The sequence below is a fragment of the Halorussus halophilus genome (genome assembly GCF_008831545.1).
Taxonomy (GTDB): domain Archaea; phylum Halobacteriota; class Halobacteria; order Halobacteriales; family Haladaptataceae; genus Halorussus; species Halorussus halophilus.
Genome location: NZ_CP044523.1, coordinates 1,070,075 through 1,082,816, shown reverse-complemented (window position 1 = coordinate 1,082,816; position 12,742 = coordinate 1,070,075). Strand labels below are relative to the sequence as shown.

Annotated in this window: 16 protein-coding genes and 1 tRNA gene; 11 read left to right on the top strand and 6 right to left on the bottom strand. The window is 62.6% G+C overall.

The window, feature by feature from the left end:
* Nucleotides 1–13 precede the first annotated feature (13 nt).
* Nucleotides 14–961, bottom strand: coding sequence for an A/G-specific adenine glycosylase (locus F7R90_RS05330; protein WP_158056231.1), 948 nt, complete (start codon nt 959–961; stop codon nt 14–16).
* A gap of 162 nt (nt 962–1,123) precedes the next feature.
* Here F7R90_RS05330 and F7R90_RS05325 point away from each other — a divergent pair, with 162 nt between their 5' ends.
* The 3 genes from F7R90_RS05325 (at nt 1,124) to F7R90_RS05315 (ending at nt 3,313) form a co-directional block, all read left to right on the top strand.
* Nucleotides 1,124–1,459 (top strand): hypothetical protein, encoded by a 336-nt coding sequence (locus tag F7R90_RS05325; protein ID WP_158056230.1) that lies wholly within the window; start codon nt 1,124–1,126, stop codon nt 1,457–1,459.
* Between the two features lie 551 nt (nt 1,460–2,010).
* Complete coding sequence (locus F7R90_RS05320) at nt 2,011–2,721, top strand: RNase P subunit p30 family protein (RefSeq protein WP_158056229.1); 711 nt, start codon at nt 2,011–2,013, stop codon at nt 2,719–2,721.
* Nucleotides 2,705–3,313 carry a class I SAM-dependent methyltransferase gene (locus F7R90_RS05315; RefSeq protein ID WP_158056228.1) on the top strand — a complete coding sequence of 203 codons (609 nt, stop codon included), beginning with the start codon at nt 2,705–2,707 and terminating at the stop codon, nt 3,311–3,313. Before F7R90_RS05320 ends, F7R90_RS05315 begins: the two co-directional genes overlap by 17 nt.
* Before the next feature lie 277 nt (nt 3,314–3,590).
* Here the strand turns inward: F7R90_RS05315 and F7R90_RS05310 are convergent, their stop codons facing one another.
* Nucleotides 3,591–3,749 (bottom strand): ribbon-helix-helix protein, CopG family, encoded by a 159-nt coding sequence (locus F7R90_RS05310; protein ID WP_158056227.1) that lies wholly within the window; start codon nt 3,747–3,749, stop codon nt 3,591–3,593.
* Between the two features lie 211 nt (nt 3,750–3,960).
* Between F7R90_RS05310 and F7R90_RS05305 the strand changes: the two genes are divergently transcribed.
* From F7R90_RS05305 to psmA, 3 genes are read left to right on the top strand one after another with little or no spacing between them, the layout of a single operon-like run.
* Nucleotides 3,961–4,209 carry a hypothetical protein gene (locus F7R90_RS05305; RefSeq protein WP_158056226.1) on the top strand — a complete coding sequence of 83 codons (249 nt, stop codon included), beginning with the start codon at nt 3,961–3,963 and terminating at the stop codon, nt 4,207–4,209.
* A 48-nt stretch (nt 4,210–4,257) separates the two neighbouring features.
* Nucleotides 4,258–4,737: an Rpp14/Pop5 family protein gene (locus F7R90_RS05300; protein ID WP_158056225.1), complete on the top strand. Its 480-nt coding sequence runs from the start codon at nt 4,258–4,260 to the stop codon at nt 4,735–4,737.
* A gap of 4 nt (nt 4,738–4,741) precedes the next feature.
* Nucleotides 4,742–5,503 (top strand): archaeal proteasome endopeptidase complex subunit alpha, encoded by a 762-nt coding sequence (gene psmA / locus F7R90_RS05295; protein WP_158056224.1) that lies wholly within the window; start codon nt 4,742–4,744, stop codon nt 5,501–5,503.
* 85 nt (nt 5,504–5,588) lie between these two features.
* Here the strand turns inward: psmA and F7R90_RS05290 are convergent, their stop codons facing one another.
* The 3 genes from F7R90_RS05290 to F7R90_RS05280 all read right to left on the bottom strand — a co-directional run bounded on the left by F7R90_RS05290 (nt 5,589) and on the right by F7R90_RS05280 (nt 7,765).
* The gene (locus F7R90_RS05290) at nt 5,589–6,386 is read right to left on the bottom strand and encodes a M14 family metallopeptidase (protein ID WP_158056223.1); all 798 of its coding nucleotides are present in this window, start codon (nt 6,384–6,386) and stop codon (nt 5,589–5,591) included.
* A 42-nt stretch (nt 6,387–6,428) separates the two neighbouring features.
* Nucleotides 6,429–7,115, bottom strand: coding sequence for a DUF7344 domain-containing protein (locus F7R90_RS05285; RefSeq protein WP_158056222.1), 687 nt, complete (start codon nt 7,113–7,115; stop codon nt 6,429–6,431).
* 161 nt (nt 7,116–7,276) lie between these two features.
* The gene (locus tag F7R90_RS05280; RefSeq protein WP_158056221.1) at nt 7,277–7,765 is read right to left on the bottom strand and encodes a DUF309 domain-containing protein; all 489 of its coding nucleotides are present in this window, start codon (nt 7,763–7,765) and stop codon (nt 7,277–7,279) included.
* Between the two features lie 75 nt (nt 7,766–7,840).
* On the opposite strand from F7R90_RS05280, the gene F7R90_RS05275 reads away from it, so the two are divergent.
* From F7R90_RS05275 to F7R90_RS05265, 3 genes are all read left to right on the top strand, one after another.
* A complete protein-coding gene (locus F7R90_RS05275) occupies nt 7,841–8,632 on the top strand; it encodes a PHP domain-containing protein (protein ID WP_225741269.1) in 792 nt (263 codons plus the stop codon).
* Between the two features lie 108 nt (nt 8,633–8,740).
* On the top strand, nt 8,741–9,403 hold the full coding sequence (locus tag F7R90_RS05270) for a TetR/AcrR family transcriptional regulator (protein ID WP_225741268.1): 663 nt from the start codon (nt 8,741–8,743) through the stop codon (nt 9,401–9,403).
* Nucleotides 9,400–10,818 (top strand): MATE family efflux transporter, encoded by a 1,419-nt coding sequence (locus tag F7R90_RS05265; RefSeq protein WP_158056220.1) that lies wholly within the window; start codon nt 9,400–9,402, stop codon nt 10,816–10,818. Before F7R90_RS05270 ends, F7R90_RS05265 begins: the two co-directional genes overlap by 4 nt.
* A gap of 373 nt (nt 10,819–11,191) precedes the next feature.
* Here F7R90_RS05265 and F7R90_RS05260 read toward each other — a convergent pair.
* Nucleotides 11,192–11,275: transfer RNA gene (locus tag F7R90_RS05260), tRNA-Leu, on the bottom strand.
* 98 nt (nt 11,276–11,373) lie between these two features.
* On the opposite strand from F7R90_RS05260, the gene F7R90_RS05255 reads away from it, so the two are divergent.
* Both F7R90_RS05255 and F7R90_RS05250 read left to right on the top strand, forming a co-directional pair.
* Nucleotides 11,374–12,165, top strand: a complete 792-nt coding sequence (locus tag F7R90_RS05255) for an inositol monophosphatase family protein (protein ID WP_158056219.1) — start codon at nt 11,374–11,376, stop codon at nt 12,163–12,165.
* A 69-nt stretch (nt 12,166–12,234) separates the two neighbouring features.
* On the top strand, nt 12,235–12,696 hold the full coding sequence (locus F7R90_RS05250) for an Lrp/AsnC family transcriptional regulator (protein ID WP_158056218.1): 462 nt from the start codon (nt 12,235–12,237) through the stop codon (nt 12,694–12,696).
* Nucleotides 12,697–12,742: the final 46 nt, after the last annotated feature.

Here is a 12,742-nt window from a genome sequence, read left to right as displayed (position 1 = left end):
TTCGAAGCGGCGGCTATCGCCTAAGTCGCGCGACTGTCTCTTCGTCCTCGTCGCCATCGCCGTCGCGCGTGTCGAGTTCGACCAGTTCGTCGTCGGCCAAGTCAGAGAGGATGCCTTCGAGCCACTCCCTCCCGTGTTCGCCGTCCGGCGCGTAATCGACCCGAATCCGGGGGCCGAGTTTCGATAAAGGCAGTTCGTCGTACTCCTTGAGCGTCGAGATGACCCGACCCCGGAACTGGCGGCGACTGCCTTCGAAACTCGGCTGTGTCGGCACGTCCGGCGCGGTGAAGTCGCCCGTCTCGTAGGCGTGACACCACTCGCGCCACGGACATCCCGCGGTGTCGCACGATGGAGTTTTTTCGCAGGCGACCCCGCCGAGTTCCATGATGGCGTTGTTCCAGACTCTCGACTCGCCGTCGGGCATCGCTTCGGTAGCCGCAGATTCGAACGCCGCGTCGTCGTCCGGCACGTCGAACGCGCGATGCAGGACGCGCTTGACGTTCGTATCGACCACGGCATCGCCGTTGTTGAACGCGAAGGAGGCGACAGCGTTGGCGGTGTAGGGACCGACGCCCATCAGGTTCTGGAGTTCGTCGGGGGTTTCGGGGAACTCGCCGCTGTACTCTTCTTCGACCTCTCGGGCCGCCTCGTGGAGGTACTTCGCGCGGTTGTTGTAGCCGAGGCTGTGGTCGGTCCAAAAGCCCACCACGTCGGCGCGGTCGGCCTCCTTGAGGTCGGCGGTCGTCGGCCACCGGTCCAGAAATTCCTCCCACGCCTCGACAACGCGGCCGAGTTGGGTCTGTTGGCTCATGACCTCCGAGACCAGAATTTCGTAGGCGTCGTCGGTCTCGCGCCACGGGAACGACCGGTGGTCGTCCTCGTACCACGAAATCAGGGCGTCTTGGACGGCGGGGAGGTCGTCCGGAAGGGAGTAGTCCGACTCCGTCTCCGATTCGCTCATTGACTGGCGGTAGGAGCGAAGTCGGTAAAGGGGCAGTGGTTCGGCGTGAGGAAGTCAGTAAAGGGACGGTGATTCGACGCGAGGAGTGGTGATTCGACCAGCGAGCGGTGGGCGAGTTACTGTAACGAAAGCGGTTTCCCGCCAGCACGCCACGACTCTGGCATGAGCTTAGAGGACCTACAGGACGACATCGAAGCGGAGTACGCCGATATCGGGTCGGACATCAACGTGTCGCTCGACCGCGAGACACGCAACGAACTGGCGATGCTCAACGTCGCGCTGGAACCGGACGAGACCGACGAACTGCTCCGACGCGCGGTCCACATGCTCTTCCAGACCGCAATCGAGACAGGGAATCTGGACTTCCACCTGCGGAGCGCCTACGACGTGACCTACGACGAGTACCTCTCGGGCATGACCTTCGAGGAGATGACCGGCGGCGGCGGCCAGCAGTTCCCGCAGGCCCAGCAGAACGACGACCGACGGTATCAGTTTTAGGCGGAGTTTGTGGTTGTGTGGGTGTTCTTCGAGGTGGTGTGAGTGGTTTTTGAGTTCGTGAAGGAGGAAGTTTGCAGACGTGAACGAGCTAGCTATTGCCGGTGCCCAGAAGAGACCGCACAGCACCGCGACAGCCACACCCCTCCCCAGCCGATTCCCTTCGCTTCCTACGGTCGCTCCACTCATCCCTCGCGCGGAGTTTGGCGCGACCACTCCGGGCCGCGCCAGCGCGCGCCGGAGATATGGAAAGATTCGTGATACCGATTTTGGGTCACGGAGCGCGGGAGCGACGACAGGAGCGACTCGTGCGAGGGACGAGCAACGGAGCGCGGACGACGCGACATGTCGCGTCGTCCGAAACCGAGTCGCGCAGTCGGTTGGGGAGGGCGTGGTGCGGTATTCTCGGTATCGGGAGTAGCTAGCTTCGACTTCTCTACACCAGCAGCGAAGATACTCGCATCAGAATCATCACCAGAGATTCATCGAACCAAATCACGAAACATCCAAACCACCGGACCGACAACCCCAAACCAAGAGAGCCAACATCGCAAATGAGCTTCTACGAGGGCGTTCACGCCCACCCAGACGGCGACAGCACCGTCGCGCGCATGGCCACGACTGCCAGCGAGTACGACTTTTCGGGCATCGTCGTGCGCAACCACAGCGACGCGACTGCCGACTACGACCCAGCGGAAATCTTCGCCGAGTACGACACCGACGTAGTGGACGCCATCGAAGTGCGGGCCGACAATCCACAGGAGGCCAGCGGGCACGTCGGCAACTATCGGCCGAAGTACACCGTCCTCGCGATCCACGGCGGGACGAAGAAGCTGAACCGCTTCGCAGTCGAGTCCGACCACGTGGACGTGTTGGCCCACCCGATGGCCGACCGGGGCGACTTCAATCACGTGCTGGCGAAGGCCGCCGTCGAACACGACGTGCGCGTCGAGTTCAACTTCTCGAAGGTGTTGCGCGCCGACGGTGGCCCGCGCGTGCAGGCACTGAGCGACCTACGAAAGTTGCGCGAGATAGTCGAACACTACGACGTGCCGTACGTCGTCAGCGCCGACCCCGAGAGCCACCTGCAGCTGCGCGCGCCCAGAGAACTGATTGCAGTCGGGGAGACTATCGGCTTCGACGCAGACCAGATTCGAGAGGGACTCACCGAGTGGGGCCGTATCGCCGAACGCAACCGCGAGCGCCTCTCCGACGAGTTCATTGCGCCGGGAGTCAAACGCGGCAGATATGAAGAAGACGCTTGAGGAACACGCCTCACGCTTCGACAGCATCGCGGGCGAGTACGACGATAGTCAGAACAACACCGAAGAGTACCGCGCCTGCGTCTCGCTCGTGGTGGAGTACGCCGCCCCCGACGAGGACGACACCGTCGTAGACCTCGGTACTGGCACGGGAGCTATCGCGCTGGCGCTCGCCGACGACGCCGGGAAAGTCCTCGGCCGTGACATCAGCGACGGCATGATGGAGCAGGCCCGCGAGAAAGCCGCCGAGCAGGGCTTCGAGAACGTCGAGTTCGGTGAAGGGCGATTCCGCGAACCCAACGTCGAGTCCGCCGACATCGTAGTCTCGAACTTCGCCATGCACCACCTGAGCAACGAGGAGAAGGTCGAAGCCATCGAAGCGATTGCAGAACTCGAACCGCGCCGGTTCGTGCTGGGTGACGTGATGTTCTTCGGCACACCGGACCCCGACGAGCCGTTCTACAGCCCCGAGGTAGACGACCCCTCGACGGTCGGGCATCTGGCCGACGCGCTCACCGACGCCGGGTTCTCGCTGACCGCCGTGGAGTCTGTTCACGAGCAGGTCGGCGTGTTGGTTGCCGAACGCGGAGAGTAGCGAGGCGTGAACGAGCAACGCGAGTGAAGGCCTCGAATCGGAGCGGTGTCTTGGTGAACGGAGTGACCCAAGGCTCGGGAGACGCGGTTTGTCTTCCGGCGAAATCGCGAGTAGCGAGACACGCACGACCGTAGGGAGTAGCGAGTCTCGGAAACTCGAACGGGAGCCGCGAATCTCCTGCGGAGATTCGCAACGCGGTCCGTGAGAAAGGAATAGCGAGACACGCACGACCGTAGGGAGTAGCGGGTCTCGAACAGTACCGCACAGAATATCGTTTTCAGTCGTCGCGTTTCTTCAGCCACGTGTCGAGGAGCGACCGAATCGCGGCATCGCGGTTGTCTCGGTGGTTGGCGAAGGCGATGTCGTCGAGTTCGTCTACCTCCTCGGCTTCGAGTTCGATGGAAACTTCCTCCATGTCGAGGTGGTCGAGAGTCATCTTCCGAACTCTGCGAAGGGAGGGCACATATACGTTCGTCAGACGGGTGTTTGACGCACGTTCGACTGAGCTATCCAGTAGGACACATGTGAATGGGGAGACGGCAGGCCATTCGAGACCACGTTCAGCGGCGATATTGTCCTCTCACGCGTTGCGCTCGTGTCACTCGATTGGCCGAAGAGACGAAGGCGATTCGAGCTAACAGCCCGATATGGACCCCGCGTACTTCGTCATCGGAGGCGGTCTTCTGAGTATCTACTGTGGTTTCTACGTCCGACAGTACCCAGACGGTCGGTGGAGTCGATTGGCGACCAGTCGCACAGAGCCGGTTCGAGGGCCCGATACCCAGCAGAGGATGGAGCGGAGCGCACCGCTCGTCGGTGGGGTCTTGATAGCCGTCGGCATCACTCTGATACTCGTCGCGGCGGTGGACCTCCTCAGTAGACTCCTCGGCATTTGAGAACACATCTTTCAAGCCGTCTCTCCTCCAACCCCGAGTAACTGACCGATGAAACATCTCCCCAAGCATCTCCGGCCGCGTTGGCGGTATCTCGCCGTCGCGCTCGAAGCGTGGCCCGACGCGGAGTTCTCGCGGCGCGATTTCCAGCGCAGCATCTGGTTCGCCGCGCAGAACCTGTTAGGCGACGCTGGAAGCGCGGACGCCGACCTCTCGGTGTTACAGTTCGACTTCGCGGACGGCACCGGCGAGGCAATCGTGCGCGTTCGTCACGGTCACGTCGAAGAGGCCCGCGCCGCGCTGGCCTGCATCGACGGCATACACGGCGACGAGGTGGGCCTACGCGTCAAGGGCATAAGCGGTACGGTACGTGCCTGTGAAGAAAAGTATTTACGACGAGGCGGCCAACTTTCGGACGAGAGAAAAGTCGTGTTCGAGGACGCCCAGCGCACCGCCGTCTCCCGAGACGGACTCTTCGACGTGCGAACCGACGGGGCGTTCGTAGGCGCGACGGAACTCGATTTCGAGTGATACTATGCAGGGACAAGCCCAACAACAGGCTTACGACCGTGGGATTACCATCTTCTCGCCGGACGGCCGACTCTACCAAGTCGAGTACGCCCGCGAGGCAGTCAAACGAGGGACCGCGAGCATCGGTGTTCGAACCGAGGGCGGGGTCGTCCTCGCAGTAGACAAGCGCATCCGCTCGCCGCTGATGGAGCGCACCAGCGTCGAGAAGATTCACAAGGCAGACGACCACATCGGCATCGCGTCCGCGGGTCACGTCGCCGACGCCCGCCAGCTCATCGACTTCGCGCGCCGACAAGCACAGGTCAACCGCCTGCGCTACGGCGAGCCAATCGGCGTCGAGACGCTGACGAAGGACGTCACCGACCACATCCAGCAGTACACGCAGGTCGGCGGCGCGCGCCCGTTCGGCGTCGCGCTCATCATCGGCGGCATCGAGAACGGCGAACCGCGCCTCTACGAGACGGACCCGAGCGGCACGCCCTACGAGTGGAAGGCGCTCGCAGTCGGCGCGGACCGCGGCGAGATTCAGGACTACCTCGAATCGAACTACAGCGAGTCGATGGATCTCGACGGTGGGGTCGAACTCGCACTGAAGGCACTCGGTACGGTCAACGACGACGAACTCGCCCCCGAGGGTGTCGGCGTGGCGACCGTCGATGCCGAGACCGAGTCGTTCATCGAACTCACCGACGACGAGGTCAACGACTACCTCACCGAACTCGACCTCCTCGGTGACGACGAGGACGAAGGCGAACCGGAAGAGTAACTACCTATCTTTTCCCGCGGTTTTCGGTGCGAGTAGTGTATTGTAGCTCGGTCAGAGAAATCGACGTACCGACTGGTGCTTACTCTCAGGCATCCAACACGCCGATGCGCTCGCCGCGATAGCCGAAGACGTTCTCGTAGCCGTACGGCGACATCAGAACCGGATAGAACGCTTCCTCGGCGACGAGTTCGTCGCCGTCAGCGGCGGCGAACGGTTCACCAGCATCGACGCGGCGGAAGTTCTCGACGAACACGTCGTACTCGTCGGCCTCGCGTTTCGGAATCGGTCGCCCGAGGTGGTAGACCGCCACTTCGTCGCGGTCGTCGCCCGCGACAGGCTCCTTCCCGGTGAGTGCGCCGGTAGCTTCGAGGAAAGCACGGGTCAACTCGACAGCGTTCTCCGCGGCCTGTTCGGAACCTTGCAGGCCACACTCGACTTCGACCGTGTGAGGGTACTCGATGAGTCGGCCGTCGCTCTCGGCCTCCGTCTCGACGAGTACGGAGACAGGGAGGTGGGGGCAGATAGAACGAGCGACTGCATCGACCGTATCGACCAACGCGAACGGGTCGGCGTGCGACTGCGTGGAATGGAGCGCCAGCGTGGTGCAGTCACGGATTTCGCGCGCGAGGTCCGACGCCAGTCGCTCTTCGTGGGCCTCGGCCGTCGAGTCGCCGGGGAACGCGCGGTTGAGGTCAGTGTCGGTGTACCGAACGTCCCGTTCGAGGGCCACTTCGTTCGCCACGATGAACTTCACCGGTCGCTCGACGGCGGGCGACTCGGCGAGTAACTGCTCGACTGCGTGGACGCCACAGGGTTCGTCGCCGTGGATAGCGGCCACGACCGCAATCTCCGGCGACCCGTCGCCCAACTGCTCAATTCGCATCGCCCGAATGGCGGGACGACTCGTCCTTGAGCGTTTCGAAAATTAGCCTTCGCAGAGGGTTCGAATCGGGTCGGTGAGCGCGAGTCCCAACTCGGTCGCCGCGACGAGGTCGTGTTCTTGGTCGTACACCGCGAGTCCGGCGTCGGTCAAGCGCGGGACGTGTGTGTGGTACAGCGACAGATACGTCTGGAGGACGGTTTGGGGGTCGATTTGGGTGAGCGGTCGCTCCTCTCGCTCGACGGTTACCTCGTCGGCGAGGTCCGGGAGCGTCAACTCCTCGTGGACTAACAGCGTGCGGAGCGCACAGCGCCGACTGTCGTCGGCGAGCAGTTCGAGGAGAGTATCCAGCGCGACCGGTGGGTCGCCGTCTGCGAACCGCTGGACAGCGTCGAGGGCCGTCTCAAGGTCGGCGTCGCTAGTGTAGTGGACGACGCCGCACTCGGTGTCGTGCTCGACGAACCCGGCGTCGCCGAGACGCGGGAGCAACGAGTGGTGGAGCAACGTCTCTGCACGCTCGACTTCGGCGGGGCCGTCAGGGTCTGTCGCCAAGGCCCGCGCGAGGTCTTCGAACCCGACCGAACGAGCGTCCATACCGACCAAGTGGCGAACGACCGCTCGACAGCGCCGGTCCGCGAGCGTGGTGAATATCGTGTCGAGAGAGGCGTCGGTGGTCCCGGCGAGACCGGAGTCTGCTACCGTGCAGTCGTGTCGGTTGTCGGTCGTCGTCATCGTTGTATCGTCTCCGTTTGCGTGAACGTGCACCGCGAGGTCGCCTGCGATGGCACTCTGCTGGTCCGTTGCACTTGCGTTACGTCAATAACGCCACCCCCAGACTATATAAGTTATCTATTGTCCTTGAGTAGTGAAATGGTAGCACGCCTCGTGTGGAATTACTCTAACGCTTCGGCGTACGCGAAGTCAGATTTGTCGGCAGTCGGGACGTTGCCGTCCAACTCAATCTGCCACCCCTCTAGTACCGTCGGGTCCTCTAAGGCGTTCGTCATCGTCGCTCGTACGTCCAACAAATCGACTCCGTAGAAGTCGTTCGGCACGCCAGCCAGATACTGCAAGGCCGTCTCGAACAACGAGCGCATCCCAGCGTCGTCTTCGAAGTCGAAGTGCTTGTACGCGCCTGCCGCGACCTGCACCATCCCGTGGAGGAAGGCGCTCTCGGTGGTGCCGTTGCCGTAGTTGTACCACTCGTCTTCGAAGCAGTCGTGAGACTCGTGAAACTCGCCCGAGTTGAACAGGCGGACGCCGTGGACCGTCGCTCGGCGGAGTGTGTCGTGTTCCCAGCGACCCTCGGCCGGAAGCCACCCCATCGGTTGCCGGTCTCTCGGCGGCGGACCGACGCTCGGGTCGGTCGTGTGGTCGTCCATACCGCCAATCGAGTCGCGACGAGGGTAATTCCATCGACCCAAACCACTATCACTGACCCAACAGAACCACGAAGCGTGTCCGTCACGCAGGACTCCTCCGTCAAACACGACTATCACGTCCACTCGAACTACTCGGACGGAACGATGATGACTCGGATGGTCGCCGCCGACGCCGGACTCGACGGCATTGGCTTCGCCGACCACTGCAACGTCTCCCAGCGAGACTGGTTGCAGGAAGGCAAGCGCGCCCACGGTATCAACCTCGACGCGACGTACGAACTCCGCAGGGAAGGCATCGAACTACTCCGCGAGCAGTACGACCTCGAAATCTACGACGCGGTCGAAGTGGACTACGCCCCCCGCGACGAGGACGACATCGAGGCGTTTCTCGGCCAGGCGAACTTCGACTACGCCATCGGGAGCGTGCATCGGATTGATGGGGAGAACGTCCAGCGTGGCTCTCCCTACGAAAATCTCTCGGAGCGTGAACGAAGCGCGGTCGTGGACGACTACTACGACCGACTGGTCTCGCTCGTCGAGTCTGAACTGTTCGACGTCGCCGCGCACGTCGATTTGGTCGAGCGGACGCCCGAACTTCGCGGTTACTCGACGACTGACCACTACGAACAGGTGGCCGACGCGTTCGCTCGCTCGCGAACGGTTCCCGAAATCAACGCGGGCCGGGTACTGCGGGACGGGGTCGGCGAGTTTCATCCCAGCGCGACGTTTCTGTCCACGCTTCGAGAGCGAGAGGTCGAGTTCGTCGCCGGGACGGACTCGCACGAACCGGACCAAATCTCCGAGCGTGTGTCGGCGCTTTCGGAGCGGTTCGGTTCGTTAGAGACGGAACCGGCGCAGTTGCTGTAGCGGCGACAGCCACTACGCTCGCCTTCTGTGCAGTGATGCCCACAAGTGGCTACTCGATAAGTTCTGCTTTCCGAAGCTACTTGACTGACCAGCCAGTCAGTTTCGATAGTGAGCCAACGCACCGCGGACCAAACGACCGACGATATCATGCGCGCGACGTACTGCGCGCTCTGCGAACACGGCTACGCAGGGCTGACGATGCAGGACATCGCCGACCACTCGAAGACGAGCAAGTCGTCGCTGCACTACCACTACGACACGAAACAAGACCTCTTGCTCGCCTTCTTGGACCACCTCTTCGAACGATTCCAGAACCGCGTCGATACCGACGCCGAGGACCCACTCGACAGACTGACCACGCTCCTCGACGCGACGTTGGGCGGCCCGAACCACGACGCTGACAGGGACTTCGAGACGGCGATGTTGGAGATAAAGGCACAGGCACCGTACGACGAGCAGTTCCGCGAGCGACTCGCGGAGTTCGACGCCTACTTTTCGGACCTGCTTCGTGAGGCCGTTTCTGAGGGAGTCGAGTCTGGGGTCTTCCGAGACGGCGTGGACCCCGACGAGACGGCGGACTTCCTCGTGACGGTGGTCAACGGCGCCCACACGCGTCGCGTCGCGACAAACCACTCGCTCGCGGCGGCCCGCCGAACGCTGGCGACCTACCTCGAACAGGACTTGTTGGCGGCCGATAGTGACCGAGAAGTGGGATTCGGGCGCGGACTTGAGGGTGAGTTCGAAGACGATTCGGAGGACGATTCCCAGTGAGTCTCCGCGGGCGACTGAACGGCCTCTTCAAAGGTCAAGAGGAACTGGACCTCACCGAGGGCGGTATCGGGTGGCCGCTGTTCTACCTGTCGCTGCCTATCGTCATCACGAACCTGCTCCAGACGGCCTACAACCTCGCGGACACCTTCTGGCTCGGCCAGTACAGCACGAACGCACTCGCCGCGATTAGCTTCGCGTTCCCGATGGTGTTCCTGCTCATCGCGCTCGGGATGGGACTCTCCGTCGCAGGCAGCATCCTCGTCGCCCAGCACGTCGGCGCTGGCGAGGAGGAAGAGGCCGAGTACGCCGCCTCACAGACGGTGACGTTCTCGTTCCTCGCGTCGCTAGTACTCGGTGGGTTCGGCTACTTCTTCGTCGGGAACTTCCTGTCGTTCCTCGGGGCCTCGCCGGACGTGCTACCGCGCGCGGAGGCGTACATGCAAGTCATCTCGCTGGGCATCGCGTTCATGTTTGGCTTCTTCGTGTTCGTCTCACTGATGCGAGGCTACGGCGACACCATCACCCCGATGGTCGTCATGTTCGGCACCGTCGTCCTGAACGTGATTCTGGACCCCATCCTCATCTTCGGGTGGGGTCCGTTCGCGGCCCGTGGCATCGAAGGCGCGGCCATCGCCACGGTGTTCTCGCGCGGACTCGCGATGCTCGTGGGACTCGGCATCATGCTCCGAGGCAAGCGCGGCGTCCAGATTCACCTCGACCAGATGAAGCCAGACCTCTCGTACTTCAAGAAACTGCTCACCATCGGCGTCCCGGCCTCCATAGAGGGGACGGGTCGCGCGCTCTCCATCAACCTACTGATGGTCGTTGTCGGTCTGTTCCCGACGACTGTCGTCGCCGCGTTCGGTATCGGCACGCGCGTCTTCTCGGTCATCTTCCTGCCCGCCATCGCAGTGGCACGCGGCGTGGAGACGATGGCCGGACAGAACATCGGCGCGGGCAAACCCGACCGCGCGGCCGCCGCGAGCGACTTCGCCGCGAAAGTGATGCTGACCGTCCTCTCCGTGATGGCGGTCCTCATCTGGCTGTTCGCACAACCGGTCGTAGCAGTGTTCACCGACAACCCCGAAGTCATCGAGGCGGGTGCGACGTTCCTCCGCTACGTCGCGCCGACGTTCGGCGCTATCGGCGTGATGCGAGCTTACACCGGCGCGTTCCGCGGTGCGGGGAAGACGATGGTCGCCGCGGCGCTCGCCATCCTCATGCTCGGCATCATTCGCCTGCCGGTCGCGTGGGTGAACACGCAGTACTTGGGCATGGACCAGACCGGCATCTGGTGGGCGTTCGTCGTCTCGAACGCCATCGGTGCCGTCGTCGCGGTTCTCTGGTTCAAGCGCGGCACGTGGCGGGACGCTGACGTTCGCGGGCAGAAAGCGAACGTGCCTGCTGATGATTAGAGACCACCTTTTTTCTCGTCGGGTGGCTGTGCGCGCCTCCGGCGCGCATTGCCACCCTCCTCCAAAAAATGTGGATCAAAAAAGCGACGCGGAGGAATCTGGACGCAACGCGTCCAGATTTCTCGCGTCTTCGGTGCGTTGGTGCGACTACCGCACAGCACCGCGACTACCGCTCCGCAGAGCGCGCGCCTCTGGCGCGCGCTGAGGATTGCTAAGCTAGTGTTCGTTGCTGGTGATTGTGTAGCCGGGTTCGAGACGTAGGAATAGCAGTCGCTCGAAGCCAGTTGTTCCGTCAGAAGTTTGCGAGGGCCCGCGTTGGGCCGATTGTTTGCGAGGGCAAGACGTTCCGTCTTGCGTGCACTCGATTTTCGAGTGCGAGGGAAGGGATTTGAACCCTTGGACCCCTACGGGAACGGATCTTGAGTCCGTCGCCGTTTCCAGGCTTGGCTACCCTCGCACGCACTTGACAGTGGGCCGTGGTGCGGTTAAAACGTTCCGAATGTGGACGGATTAGTTTCGACAACATTTTTCGGCTGACACCCTACTCCCCGTAAAATGACCGACGAAATCGACCGCGTCGCGCTCGCAGAGCGCGCCGCGACCGCAGGCAGCGAAGTCGCCGCCGAAGGATTCCGACAGGGGCTGGCCGTGGAGACGAAAGACGGCAAGACCGACGTGGTGACCGAAGCCGACCGAAACGCCCAACGACGCGTCATCGAGGAGATACGCGAGGAGGCCATCGAGGACGCAATCGTCGGCGAGGAGGAAGACGAACTGAAAGAAGTTCCGGACTCAGGCGACTCGTGGGTCATCGACCCCATCGACGGAACGAACAACTACGTGCGAGACCTCCCACTGTGGACGACGAGCGTCGCCGCAGTGCGCGACGGCGAGCCAGTCGCGGCGGCCAACATCTCTCCGGCACTAGACGAGGCCTTCGTCGCCGGACCAGAGGGCACGACACTGAACGGCAACTCCGTCTCGGTCAGCGAGAAGACCGACCCCGAGACGTTCGCGGTCGCGCCGACTATCTGGTGGGACTTCGACCACCGTGACGAGTACGCCGACGCCTGCGAAGCAATCGTCGAGCGGTTCGGCGACATGCGACGCTTGGGCTGTGCCCAACTGACTCTCGGGATGGTCGCCGCGGGAATGCTAGAGGGGACGCTAACGAACGTAGACCCGAACCCGTGGGACACCGTGGCGGGCGTCTACATGGTCCGGCAAGCGGGCGGGACTGTGACCGACTTGGAGGGCAACCGGTGGCGACACGACAGCACCGGTCTGGTCGCGTCGAACGGGGGGGCACACGAAGAACTGTTGGCCGCGGCGCGCAGTATCGAGTGAGTTCTCACTCCACTCCGCTGGCGAACTGAATTCTAAGGATATATAGCCTGAAAGAATCTGATGTAACGTATGGAACTCGATGATACCGACCGCGAAATTCTGAAAGCACTCCAAGAAGACGCGAGAACGCCGTTTAGCGAGATTGCGCGGCGCATAGATATGTCTAGCGCGACAGTCCACGACCGCGTCAATCGAATGGAAGACGCTGGCGTCATCGAAGGCTATCACGCGAAGGTTGACCCCAAGGCACTCGACTTCGGCATCTCCGCTATCGTCGGCCTCCAAGTCGAGCAAGGCCAAGAAGAAGACACGCTGGCGCGACTGGACGACATCGACGGCGTCCAAGAGGTTCATCTCACGACGGGCTCGTGGGACGTGCTGATGCGCGTCTACGCCGAAGACGCCGACAACCTTCGGGAACTGATGTTCGAGAATATTGCCCAGATGGACGGCTTCGCGCGCTCCCAGACGATGGTCATCCTCGGAACGCCGTACGAGACGGAGGAGTTGCCAATCGACTCCGAGGAGTAGGCAACCAGAGAAAGCCGAGACCGGAACCGTAAAACGGCCCGGTTGC

Excerpts from the sequence above, each read along its gene's own strand:
- F7R90_RS05330 (WP_158056231.1), bottom strand. The coding sequence starts at position 961 with ATGAGCGAATCGGAGACGGAGTCGGACTACTCCCTTCCGGACGACCTC.
- F7R90_RS05325 (WP_158056230.1), top strand. The coding sequence starts at position 1,124 with ATGAGCTTAGAGGACCTACAGGACGACATCGAAGCGGAGTACGCCGAT.
- F7R90_RS05320 (WP_158056229.1), top strand. The coding sequence starts at position 2,011 with ATGAGCTTCTACGAGGGCGTTCACGCCCACCCAGACGGCGACAGCACC.
- F7R90_RS05315 (WP_158056228.1), top strand. The coding sequence starts at position 2,705 with ATGAAGAAGACGCTTGAGGAACACGCCTCACGCTTCGACAGCATCGCG.
- F7R90_RS05310 (WP_158056227.1), bottom strand. The coding sequence starts at position 3,749 with ATGACTCTCGACCACCTCGACATGGAGGAAGTTTCCATCGAACTCGAA.
- F7R90_RS05305 (WP_158056226.1), top strand. The coding sequence starts at position 3,961 with ATGGACCCCGCGTACTTCGTCATCGGAGGCGGTCTTCTGAGTATCTAC.
- F7R90_RS05300 (WP_158056225.1), top strand. The coding sequence starts at position 4,258 with ATGAAACATCTCCCCAAGCATCTCCGGCCGCGTTGGCGGTATCTCGCC.
- psmA (WP_158056224.1), top strand. The coding sequence starts at position 4,742 with ATGCAGGGACAAGCCCAACAACAGGCTTACGACCGTGGGATTACCATC.
- F7R90_RS05290 (WP_158056223.1), bottom strand. The coding sequence starts at position 6,386 with ATGCGAATTGAGCAGTTGGGCGACGGGTCGCCGGAGATTGCGGTCGTG.
- F7R90_RS05285 (WP_158056222.1), bottom strand. The coding sequence starts at position 7,115 with ATGACGACGACCGACAACCGACACGACTGCACGGTAGCAGACTCCGGT.
- F7R90_RS05280 (WP_158056221.1), bottom strand. The coding sequence starts at position 7,765 with ATGGACGACCACACGACCGACCCGAGCGTCGGTCCGCCGCCGAGAGAC.
- F7R90_RS05255 (WP_158056219.1), top strand. The coding sequence starts at position 11,374 with ATGACCGACGAAATCGACCGCGTCGCGCTCGCAGAGCGCGCCGCGACC.
- F7R90_RS05250 (WP_158056218.1), top strand. The coding sequence starts at position 12,235 with ATGGAACTCGATGATACCGACCGCGAAATTCTGAAAGCACTCCAAGAA.